Genomic DNA, 8,392 nt, shown 5'->3' with positions numbered 1-8,392 from the left:
GATTCACGCCTCGTATCCTCTAAAAAATAGCTTCTTTCGCAACCACAATCAAAACATCAACAGCCCCTATCCAAACATCATTTGCTAGCTTGCAATTTTATGAACAGTTTAACTAAAACTCTTGCCAAATCCTCTCTGATCTTCACCTTTTTATCTACATTGACCATTGCTGCCACTTATGATGAAGCAATATTAGCTTTTGAAAATAGAGAATATGACACTGCACTTGAATTGAGTTTACCACTAGCACAAAAACAAGATGTTGATGCCATGACCCTAGTAGGGCGTATTTATGATGAAGGTTTTAATCAATCAGAAAAAGCTCTACCTTGGTATAAAAAGGCCGCAGAATTAGGCAATGCTCAAGCTCAATTAGAGTTAGCAGAATTGTATGAGGCAGGTGATGGAGTTAAAAAAAATAAAGAACTTGCCATATATTGGTATGAAAAAGCAGCAGACCAAGATCATGATGAAGCACAATTAGCTTTAGCTTTACATTATCTTGAGGATTTAGAAGATGTGCCAGAGGCAATCGTTTTATTAGAAAAATCAGCACAACAAGGTAATGCAATTGCTCAATATCGTTTAGGTTTGTTGTATTTAGGTGATTCAACAATCAAAACGGATAAAAGTAAAGCATGGTATTATTTTGCAATGGCAGCTAACAAAGTTCCTGAAGCAGCCCAAGCACGAGATGTTTTGGAACTAGAAATGACACCTGCTGAATTAAAACAAGCGATGGTACAAAATAAATAAGCCTTAGCTTTTCCTCAAAAAGTAGCCGCTTGTCGACTACATATCCAAGAAACTATCTAGTTAGATAATTGTCGGACAATATGCTCGTCTTATCGTTTTTTTTATGTTATAGAGTTCATTTATTGTATGATTGTATTGTAATGCTCCAACAGTGAAGCCTATTACGAATAGAGTCTAAATTGTGATAAGAAAGCTATAGGCTCTCGGAGAACTCTAATGTTATTAACGAATAAAGTCTCTTTATTACGCCAAGCCCTTGATGAAGCTAATACCTATGAAGAGTGGAAGGAAATCGCTTTAGAGTTAGATTCAGTGACTGGTTTAGATTTATGGAAGCTTGATAATGAGTCTGAACACTATAATCATGAATTAATTCGTGATCGTTTAATGAATTTGCGCCATTTAATGCGTCAAAAAGATGATAGACAGTTAATGCGTGCATTAAGAGAAGGGCTCTACCATGATATTGGTAATATTGGTAATCCCTTACTATATACCTATGCTCATATTGGTACTAAACGATTAATCGAAGATTATATAGATCAAGTTTGCTCTGCTTTAAATTATATTTGTGATGCCAATTTAGAATTTTTGTCATTAGAACAAAAATTACGTTTTTTTGAAGATACTTTTCATAGTTACGGTCAACCTGCATTAATGTTATCGGGTGGTGCAACATTGGGTTTGTTTCATATAGGAGTGTGTAAAGCCTTGCATGAACGTAATTTATTACCCAAGGTAATTTCTGGCTCAAGTGCAGGTTCTTTAGTCACAGGTATGTTGGGGACGCATACTGATGAGGAGCTAGTGAGAATGTATGATGGTGATGGTTTCTATCATCATGCATGGACATGGAAGCGTTTACGTGATGGCATTTTGGGGCAAGGTTTTGCCGATCAACGACAATTAGAACGATTTGTTCGTCGTAATATTGGTGAATATACCTTTGAAGAAGCTTATGCCAAAACGGGGCGTCATATTAATGTCACAGTATCACCATTACAAGCGCACAAAGCTCGCTTAATGAATGAGCTAACATCACCTTATTTATTGGTATGGAGTGCGGCATTAGCCTCTTGTGCTGTTCCTGTATTGTTTCCAGCGGTCACCTTAACCACCAAAAATCATCATGGTGAATATCATCCTTATATGCCCTCAGAAAAATGGGTAGATGGCTCTGTTCGTAGTGATTTACCACGTCAACGTTTATCTCGTTTATTTAATGTCAATTATTTTATTGCCAGCCAAGTAAATCCACACATTGTGCCATTTATGCAAACTGACAAAGAACGTTTGCAAAAAGGTAAAATTACTTCATGGCCTAAAAAAGTTGCTCGTGCTCAATTACAAATGGTGGGTATGGGTATTTTTGATTTTATGCGTGAGCGCACCAGTATAGAAACAATACGCCAATTAATGGATCATGGCTATGGCATTATTGGTCAACGTTATTATGGTGATGTGACTATTGTTGCCAAATATAATTGGCGTCATTATGCCTGTATGCTACAAAATCCGACTGATGAAATGTTAATGTGGTTTAGAGTGCAGGGTGAGCGTATTACTTGGCCCAAAATTGCCATGATTCAAACTCATGCAAGGATTGGTCAAACTTTAGATCAATGTCTGCAACGACTAAATAAGCAACGTGAAAATTTGGAACAACAGAAGGCTGCAAATGTCATTCAATTACAAACACGTAGCGAATCGCGCAAACGACATACAGCTCAGATAGGATTGCTTGCTAAATAACTGTAAAAATGGTATTTACCAAGAATATTTTATCTAAAAATTACAGTGAATAATTTTAACATTATGACAATTCAAATTCCTGGTTATACCATTATACGCGAGTTAGGCAAAGGAGGCATGGCGACTGTTTATTTAGCTGTGCAGGAATCATTTGGACGACAAGTTGCTTTAAAGGTCATGGCACCACATCTGGCTGCAGAGCCTGGTTTTGCAGCCAGATTTGACAGTGAAGCAAAGATGGTTGCTGCTTTATCTCATCCTCATATTGTGACTGTATATGATGTTGGTTCGTTTAATAATTATCATTATTTAGCGATGGAGTATCATACAGGAGGAGATTTAAGTGATCGTATTGAGCGCCATGATATTACCCCCGCACAAGCTTTAAAAATTATTAAACAATTATCTGATGCTTTAGGTATGGCTCATTCAAAGGGAGTCGTACATCGTGATATTAAACCTGATAACGTATTATTTAGATCGCATAATGATGATGCTATTTTGACCGATTTTGGTATTGCCCGAAATATGCAAGCTGAAAGCAATTTAACGCAAGTTGGCTCAACCGTGGGTACTCCAAAGTATATGAGTCCAGAGCAAGCTCGGGGTTTAGCAGTAGATGGTCGTGCGGATTTATATAGCTTAGGTGTCATGTTGTATGAGATGTTGGTTGGAAAACCACCTTTTACAGCATCAGACTCCATTTCTTTAGCGATTAAACATTGCCAAGAGCCTGTGCCTCGTTTACCAGAGCATTTACATCGTTACCAAATGTTGGTTGATCGCTTATTAGCCAAAGAGGTTAAAAATCGTTTTCAGAACGGCGTAGAAGTGATGGTGGCGATTGAGAACCTTTTAAATAATAATAGTTCTGGTCGCATTACACCTGTGATTACTGCTTCTGATGCTACACCAGTACCGTTAAGTTTAGATGATAGTAAACCAACCAAACCCTCAGCTAATATTCCCTCTGTTTCTGTTTACGATCGGCCAGCCGCTAATTTCTCTTTAGAGCCTACAAAATCTAAAGGCTATGAAGCATTTTTTAGAACATCAGAAACGATAGGTGGCAACTTTTTCTTTAAAAAATATAGTCGTGTTGTTGAGTTTTCGTGTGATGATTATGATGAGTTCAAGGAAAAACGAGAGCAGATGCACGATATTTTAATGGATTGGTTAAATGAGCGTGGCAAAAAAGCGGTTGAATTACATGTTGAAATTCAAGCACATCCGTGGATACATGGTCGTATTTGGGATGCTCTAACAGACGATCAGCCATTTGACAGTCCATTTGGTATGTTATTAGAACAGGCAACGGTATCTTTGCATCTTCATGATGAGTTAGAACCTCAAGGGGGAAGACGTATTTTATTGCGTGATAAAGGCAAAAAGCCTGCCCAGCAACCTGCTTAATTGCGTAAAATAAAGGGCAGTTAACAGCACCTTGAAAAGCCATTCAAATCTACTCATTTAGTGTATTTTTTAGACTAAATGAGTTTAAAGCATGGAACATTTAAGCATTGGAGAAACAGGAAAATTATTAGGCGTATCGGTCTCAACGCCTAGAAGATGGGAAGTAGAAAAGACGTTGTTGCCTGCGTATCGCACCGTTGGCGGACATCGGCGTTATTTATGGCAAGATATACAGCATTTTTGTGGACAATTTGCGCCAGAATTGCGTAAAGCCATTGCTTATGCACGGGTATCCTCGCATGACCAAAAAGACGGCTTAGAACGGCAAGCCCAACGCTTGGAGCAATACTGCACAGAACACAGTTTTGAAAAAATAGAAATTTTACAAGATTTAGGCAGTGGTTTAAATTATCATAAAAAACAAAAAAGCGGTTAAAGAATCAGTAGCTATCTATTAGAATTAATCAATCATTTTCTGTTGAATGAATCGTTTTTCATGCTCAGCACCGCCCATCAGATTGAACTTAAACCCAACAACAAGCAAGCCAACTATTTAGCGCGTGCTTGTGGTGTTGCGCGTTTAGCGTATAACTGGGGCTTAGCAAACTGGCAAGAAAAATATCAAGCCCATCAACAAGATAACAGCTTGCCAAAACCGAATGAACAATTACTAAGAAAAGAATTTAACGCCATCAAACACGAAAAATATCCCTTTGTCTTAGAAGTCACCAAATATGCCTCGCAACAAGCGTTAAAGAATTTAGGCACAGCGTTTAAACGGTTTTTTAATGGCGAAGCCAGTTATCCGCAATTTTGTAAAAAAGGTCGTCACGACTCATTTTACATTGGCAATGACCAATTTAAAGTCAACGACAAACGCATATGGATACCCAACTTAGGCTGGGTAAAGACCAAAGAAAGCTATCAACATCAAGGAGCAGGAAAAATAAACAATGCCGTCATCAGCCGACAGGCGGATAGATGGTATGTGAGTATTTCGGTGAGTTTGCCGATAGAACAAAAGCCACCACGTCAGCCAGTCGAAAAACAAGATTGTGTCGGTGTGGATTTAGGAATTAGCCATTTAGCCACCTGTTCAGATGGGCATAAAGCAGAGAATCCTAAGGCTTTATCAAAAAACCTAAAGAAACTCAAACGCTTAAGTCAAGCATTAAGTCGTAAAGTCAAAGGCTCACACAATCGGTACAAAGCCAAATTACAATTATCTAAACTGCATCAACGGATAAAACACATTCGCCAAGATGCCTTACACAAACTGTCTTATTATCTCACCACGAGATTTAACACCGTTGTTTTAGAAGACTTAAATGTCAAAGGCATGATGCAAAATGGAAAGTTATCAAGAGCCATCGCTGATGTAGGTTTTTACGAATTAAGACGACAGGTAGAATACAAGGCCAAGTATTACGGTGCCAAAATAGTTTATGCCGACCGTTTTTATCCAAGCTCAAAATTGTGTTCGATGTGTGGTTTTAAGCATGAATGCTTGACGTTAAAAGACAGAGAATGGCAATGTCCGCACTGTGAGACAAGCCATGATAGAGATGTTAATGCTGCTTTGAATTTAAAGCAGCTCGGTTTAACAAAAATTGCCGCGAGTTCAACGGTGACCGCTTGTGGAGAGTTTGGCTCTGGCGTTTAGTGGCAACACGAAACGTGAAACCAACTCAGTGAAGCAAGAAATAAGCGTCAAATCTATTTTAGGTAGATTTGAGTAAGACTTGTGGAACGGAGTAAAACTCCCTTTTTTATTTGTGTCTAAATGTTCAACAGATCCTATGAGTATCGTATGCGTTTATTAGCTTTACTATTTTCATTTATTCTTTTAGTTGCTTGTAATCAGAGTGATTCGGCAGTAAATCAGGCGACTAACCCAGCAAAATCAGCTGTTCAGGAGGATTTGAGTCAGCTTCCCAAAAGTCCAGAATCCTTTGAAAAGGCTAAAAGAATTTTATATAACGATATTTATAAAGGCCATAATATAACATTTTATTGTGGTTGTGATTATGATCCGAAATCCAAATTAGTGGATTGGAAAAGTTGTGGTTATGTTCCGCGTAAAAATCCAGAACGTGCTAGTCGAATTGAAGCTGAACATGTAATGCCTGCACATCAATTTGGTAACTTTAGACAGTGTTGGCGCGAGCCTAAAAAAGTATGTCCAGAAAAAGAAATGACAGGTCGTCAGTGTTGTGAGGCAAAAGATCCCGTTTTTGAGACAGCACATAATGACTTACATAATCTTTTTCCAGCAGTGGGCGAAGTTAATGGTGATCGTTCTAATTTTAACTGGGGAATGGTAGAGGGGAGTAAGCGAGAGTATGGTGCTTGTCCAATTGAAGTGGATGAGTCTATTCGTCGTGCTGAACCGCCTGATGCGGTAAAAGGTAATGTTGCCCGTGTGATGTTTTATATGGAAGATACCTATGGTTTTAAATTATCTGACCAAGATAAAAAGCTATATAGTGTATGGTCAAAACAAGATGCTCCTGATGAATGGGAAATTGAACGTAATCAACGTATTGCAGCAATTCAAGGCAAAGATAATCGTTTTATTAGTGGCTATGGAAATAAAAAGCAAGAAGTCGTTGCTGACCTAAAAACAGAGTCAAAAACCGTAGAGCCAAAAACGAAAGCAACAGCAACCGAATTTTCCTGTAATACTAAAAAAACATGTAGTCAAATGAGCAGTTGTGCAGAGGCAAAATTTCAATTAAAAACTTGTGGTAATACAAGTATAGATGGTGATGGTGATGGGACGCCCTGTGCGTCATTGTGCAAATAAATAGGAGTGCAATCATGAAGCTTTTAGTATGCGTAGATTTATCGACATCTTCTGAGAAAGTGATTGATTATGTGCAAAATTTTGCAAAAAAGCTTGTACAAGCAAGTATTTGTGTTTTACATGTGACCGATTCGCAAGATGAAGTTTTGGGATATGGTGGTGTCTTTGGTGAATACCCAGTTTATATTGACCCTAAAGAGTTGCGTCAAGAAATAGCGACTCGTTTTAAACATGAACATCAAAAAGTTCAAGAAATTAGTCACCGTTTGCAACAATCAGGCTTAAAATGTTTGGGCTTGTTAGTCAATGGCGATTCTGTAGTACAAACTATTTTAAAAGAAGCCACAAAGCATCAAGCAGATATGGTCATTGTTGGTTCTGAACATAAAGGTTTGTTGATGCAGTTAGTTGAGGGAAGTACTAGTAAGTCTTTGATTAATCAAGCAAGTATTCCAGTTTTAGTGGTGCCAGTAAAAGCCTTATAATGGCTTTTTGTCGTAATCTAGGGGAATTCTCCTAGATTACTTACCACCAATATTTGCCCCAATTTTGAGGATTTGCCCAAAATTTAGCGTTTAACCAATCAGGAACTTCTTTATAGGTATGAATGTCAAAGCCCCATGCCTGATAACCTTTTAGTTCAGCAATACGTTTAAAACCAAAACCAAGCATAATATTGGTTGACCAAGTTGTTGATTGGTCAGAGGTAATGACTAAAACTCGCTCTGCAAGCAAATCACGTAGTTTGCTAATGACTTGTGTACCTTGGCTGAAGTCATCTTGCTCATCTAATAACATAAGTGCCGCAGCAAACCGTTGTGTAAAAGGGGCTGTCAGTAATTGTTCGCTACTCATATAATTAACAGTAGTATGGGTTAAATCCACCTCTGCTAATGGGCAGTTTAAGTTTTTGCCCGTAATAAGCCATGCCTTATCAGAGCATTCTTTTTTCAATTGTTGTAATAACGGCGTAATATCAGGCCACATATAGGTTTAACTCAGTTATGTTGTACCAAGGTGTTTTGCAAAAAATGCGTACGCAAGTTAGTTCACCGATTCGCTATGAATTGGTAATTGGTGGAATGATACTCCCTTTAAATGATTATCTTGGTAAAAATATTAATTTAAATTATACAGGACGTATTTTTTGTTTAAATTGTGGTCAAAAAACAAGTAAGTCTTTTAATCAAGGTTATTGTTTTAAATGTTTTAGAAGTAGTGCTTCTGCCGATATGTGTATTATGAAGCCAGAAACTTGCCATTATCATTTGGGAACCTGCCGTGAACCTGAATGGGGCGAGACGCATTGTTTTATGCCTCATATTGTCTATTTGGCAAATTCATCAGGTGTAAAAGTCGGTATTACTCGCAAAACGCAAGTACCTACACGTTGGTTAGATCAAGGTGCTATGCAAGCTTTACCCATATTTGAGGTATCTAATCGTCGTTTAGCGGGACTGATTGAAGTGACATTGGCTCAACATGTTTCAGATAAAACCCAATGGCAAAGACTATTAAAAAATGACGCAGAAACTTTAGATTTAGCCTTTGTCAAAGATGAGGTTTTAACATTATGTAAAAAAGAGTTATTGGCTTTAGCAAACCAATTTCCACAACAAATGCATGTTCTAAATAATCAGTCTTATGATTTTAGTTTTCCAGTTT

The 8,392-nt window shown here is 37.8% G+C and carries 9 protein-coding genes; 8 read left to right on the top strand and 1 reads right to left on the bottom strand.

All coding sequences use genetic code 11. The annotated features are described in order from the left end of the window. The first annotated feature begins 99 nt into the window (after window positions 1-99). The 7 genes from Q0212_RS00140 (at window position 100) to Q0212_RS00110 (ending at window position 7,212) form a co-directional block, all read left to right on the top strand. Window positions 100-756 (top strand): tetratricopeptide repeat protein, encoded by a 657-nt coding sequence (locus Q0212_RS00140; RefSeq protein ID WP_297920530.1) that lies wholly within the window; start codon window positions 100-102, stop codon window positions 754-756. A 216-nt stretch (window positions 757-972) separates the two neighbouring features. Continuing rightward, the gene (locus tag Q0212_RS00135) at window positions 973-2,508 is read left to right on the top strand and encodes a DUF3336 domain-containing protein (protein WP_297920528.1); all 1,536 of its coding nucleotides are present in this window, start codon (window positions 973-975) and stop codon (window positions 2,506-2,508) included. Between the two features lie 63 nt (window positions 2,509-2,571). Further along, entirely contained in the window at window positions 2,572-3,921 is a 1,350-nt protein-coding gene (locus Q0212_RS00130) for a serine/threonine-protein kinase (protein ID WP_297920527.1), read from the top strand. Between the two features lie 91 nt (window positions 3,922-4,012). Continuing rightward, a complete protein-coding gene (locus Q0212_RS00125; protein WP_297920525.1) occupies window positions 4,013-4,357 on the top strand; it encodes a recombinase family protein in 345 nt (114 codons plus the stop codon). A 60-nt stretch (window positions 4,358-4,417) separates the two neighbouring features. After that, a complete protein-coding gene (locus Q0212_RS00120; RefSeq protein ID WP_297920523.1) occupies window positions 4,418-5,584 on the top strand; it encodes an RNA-guided endonuclease TnpB family protein in 1,167 nt (388 codons plus the stop codon). Window positions 5,585-5,731: 147 nt separating this feature from the next. Continuing rightward, entirely contained in the window at window positions 5,732-6,727 is a 996-nt protein-coding gene (locus Q0212_RS00115) for an endonuclease (protein ID WP_297920521.1), read from the top strand. Window positions 6,728-6,741: 14 nt separating this feature from the next. Next, complete coding sequence (locus Q0212_RS00110; RefSeq protein ID WP_297920519.1) at window positions 6,742-7,212, top strand: universal stress protein; 471 nt, start codon at window positions 6,742-6,744, stop codon at window positions 7,210-7,212. A 40-nt stretch (window positions 7,213-7,252) separates the two neighbouring features. On the opposite strand, the gene Q0212_RS00105 is transcribed toward Q0212_RS00110, so the two are convergent. Beyond that, complete coding sequence (locus Q0212_RS00105) at window positions 7,253-7,714, bottom strand: DUF6231 family protein (protein WP_297920518.1); 462 nt, start codon at window positions 7,712-7,714, stop codon at window positions 7,253-7,255. A gap of 95 nt (window positions 7,715-7,809) precedes the next feature. Between Q0212_RS00105 and Q0212_RS00100 the strand changes: the two genes are divergently transcribed. Continuing rightward, window positions 7,810-8,392: DUF2797 domain-containing protein (locus tag Q0212_RS00100; protein WP_297920532.1), on the top strand; the 583-nt coding region annotated here is incomplete at its 3' end.

This window comes from uncultured Agitococcus sp., assembly GCF_937920075.1.
Classification (GTDB): Bacteria; Pseudomonadota; Gammaproteobacteria; order Pseudomonadales; family Moraxellaceae; genus Agitococcus.
This window is presented reverse-complemented; position numbering and strand designations above follow the sequence as displayed.